This is a genomic window from Crocosphaera watsonii WH 8501, from assembly GCF_000167195.1.
Classification (GTDB): Bacteria; Cyanobacteriota; Cyanobacteriia; order Cyanobacteriales; family Microcystaceae; genus Crocosphaera; species Crocosphaera watsonii.
In genome coordinates, this window is the sequence record NZ_AADV02000298.1 from 1 (window position 1) to 2,597 (window position 2,597).

Consider the following 2,597-nt stretch of genomic DNA (forward strand, 5'->3'; position numbering starts at 1 on the left):
GAGAAGAGAATGAGCCGGCACCTTTCGCTTTTAGTTACTTTAAGTATTCCTTTCTAGCAATTTTTCTAGAAGTTCTCGGCTTTTTTCTCAATTTTACTCTTAATGGTTTATAAAGATTATCTATTATTCTTTCTGTCTCAATTCTGGCTTGATTTAATATGCCTAAATCCGTTGGGTATTTGATGTCTGCTGGCGCACAAGTCGCATCTAAAATTAGTTTACCTTTATTTTTTATTTTTTCTCCTTTTTCTTGGAGACAATCCTTTTTTTTTACTTCTTTATCACTCTTGTCTATTTCTCTTTTTACTATTTTTTTATTGATTTTGTTTATCAATTCTCTATCAATTCTTTTCCTAAAATGAACTAGCATTGAAGATTCCAGTGGTGGCTCTTGTTGATAACAATTTAAACCTATAAAGTATTGTAGATAGGGATTTTCTCTAATCTGTTCTATAGTTTCTCTATCACTTGTTCCTAATTTTTCCTTAATAATTAATGTCCCTAATGCCATTCTAAATAGTTTGGCTGGCGCACCTTTTTCTGCTGAAAAAAGTTTAGCATATTCTTCCTCAAAATCATCCCAAGGTATCAACTCTGCCATGATTACCCAACGATTATTGGGGGACAATTTGCCCTCGAAAGGTAATTCAAATTTTTCTGGGGGCGGTAAAGGTTGCTCCTCTTTTCGATACATTTGTTCTTGACCAACAACTGGGAGGTGTTTCTACCAATTATAGCGGTTTGTAGCCGACAAAGCTGATCTTTTTTGCGATCGCGAATATGGGTGTAACCTTTTAAAGAATAGGGTTTTGCTTTTATTCAGCAAACCCTAATTAACTTTAATCCACTGACGAAATGGCCTTAACGAAGTCAGAAGTCAGAAGTCAGGAGTTCCTCACTACGTTCCGGCACTATCGTACAGAAGTTGTTTTTGAAACGAGGATTTAAGCCTCGCCTCAAAAACGTTTCGCTTTAAAAAGCCAGGTTTTAGACCCTATTGTCTCGATAATTATGCTTAAACTACTACCAATGGATATTGAGAAGGCCATCGCTATTAAGGTATCAGGAAAATTAAATAAATCAGATATTAATGAAGTAATTAAGGCGGTTGAGGAAAAATTTTTACAGTCTGAGCAAGTGAGTATTTATGTTGAAGTTGATACCTTTGGGGGAATTACTTTAGATGCACTAATAGCGGATTTGAAATTTGCCCTTCCCAATTTTAAGCGATTTAGTAAAAAAGCAGTTATTACTGAAAAAAAATGGATTGAAAGATGGATAGAAATTGCAGATCCTTTATTTCCTAGTATCCAGGTTAGACATTTTACCCATGAGCAAAAAGCTGAAGCAATAGCTTGGTTGAAAACTTGAAAGAATAATTGTTAATTTTTAACAGGAACAACATCATGAAAATAAGTTAAATCAATGTAAGTTTCGCCTTGGTAATTATGGGAAAAAATATCTACAAATCGGTGATTGGGTACAATATTTACCAGGGTATAAACATGACGAGCATGAATTGTTTGGGAAAAGGTTTCGTCAAGACCTGTTAACATTACCCCAATTTCTGCATTTTTTTCGGCTAAAGATTCTATTGTTTCCCCATTCAGTGGACTATTTTCATCTATGGGGTGCATGACTAACCAGCTTAAGTTAAAGACAGGGGTTTGCGATCACAATAATTCTAAGTCATAAAAACGCCTTAATTTATATTCCAGATTCCGCACTTCAAAATGTAGTATAAAAAAATACATAGTTTCAAAAAGTCCGAAAATCATACCTGGGCAAGAATATTTCTCTTTTCATTAAATTTTTAGGAAAAATAATCAAATTAAGAAGATTTATACTCATTGAAAACTTAGTAAGACTCAGCACAAACGAAGGAGAGTTTCCTCTTCTCATTTGATATCATTAGACTCTTATTCTTTTATTATTTTTGCTTTATCCAATTCAATTTATAGATAATATCTTTGACAAGATGCAGGTAATAAACTCAATATAAAACGCCTTTCTTCTGTTAAATTGACAATTTGTTTAACTCCGTTTAAAATCACATAATGAATACCTTGAAAACATTGAAATATCCACCTCAAAGTCGGACGCAATGTTACTTTCCCTACTTGATTATTTATTCCTTTTTTGACTCTTTTTAAACAATTTCTTAATTCTCTTTGCCCCAAGTTATAAATCAACAAACACAAAGACATTAAAAATAACATTGTTTCTATTCTTTCTGGTTTTTCAACGAAGAAACTATCAGTAAAAAATAAGGGATCTTTCAAAAATCGAAATCCTCTTTCCGTAGATTGCTGGTTTTTATAAGTTATCAGAATTTCACTAGCTTCTAATTTATTTTCCTCTACTAAGTTAGTTGCTAAAATAAATTTTCCTGCTTCTTTAGTCTTTCTACTTATCTCTTCATCTTTTTTGATGATCAGACTAATCATTTATAAATCTTTCCTTTTTTTCGAGTAGTTTCATCAGTTCAATTCTTTATTCCAACAATCTCATTTTTATTAATAGTTTAATTATATCAGCAGTTGAGGTGTCAAATCTTCGATGGATTCTTGAAAAATTCTGGATTCTCTCTCCTGGAG

At 32.5% G+C, this 2,597-nt stretch carries 2 protein-coding genes and 2 pseudogenes; 1 reads left to right on the top strand and 3 read right to left on the bottom strand.

What is annotated here, in order from left to right:
- Positions 1 to 37: 37 nt before the first annotated feature.
- Positions 38 to 694: pseudogene (locus CWATDRAFT_RS31055) on the bottom strand (IS5 family transposase); the annotation flags it as partial.
- A 317-nt stretch (positions 695 to 1,011) separates the two neighbouring features.
- Here CWATDRAFT_RS31055 and CWATDRAFT_RS31060 point away from each other — a divergent pair.
- Positions 1,012 to 1,371, top strand: coding sequence for a SpoIIAA family protein (locus CWATDRAFT_RS31060; protein ID WP_007308650.1), 360 nt, complete (start codon positions 1,012 to 1,014; stop codon positions 1,369 to 1,371).
- Positions 1,372 to 1,382: 11 nt separating this feature from the next.
- On the opposite strand, the gene CWATDRAFT_RS36775 is transcribed toward CWATDRAFT_RS31060, so the two are convergent.
- Both CWATDRAFT_RS36775 and CWATDRAFT_RS31070 read right to left on the bottom strand, forming a co-directional pair.
- On the bottom strand, positions 1,383 to 1,637 hold the full coding sequence (locus tag CWATDRAFT_RS36775; protein WP_007308651.1) for a hypothetical protein: 255 nt from the start codon (positions 1,635 to 1,637) through the stop codon (positions 1,383 to 1,385).
- A 318-nt stretch (positions 1,638 to 1,955) separates the two neighbouring features.
- Positions 1,956 to 2,467: pseudogene (locus CWATDRAFT_RS31070) on the bottom strand (IS1634 family transposase); the annotation flags it as partial.
- Positions 2,468 to 2,597: the final 130 nt, after the last annotated feature.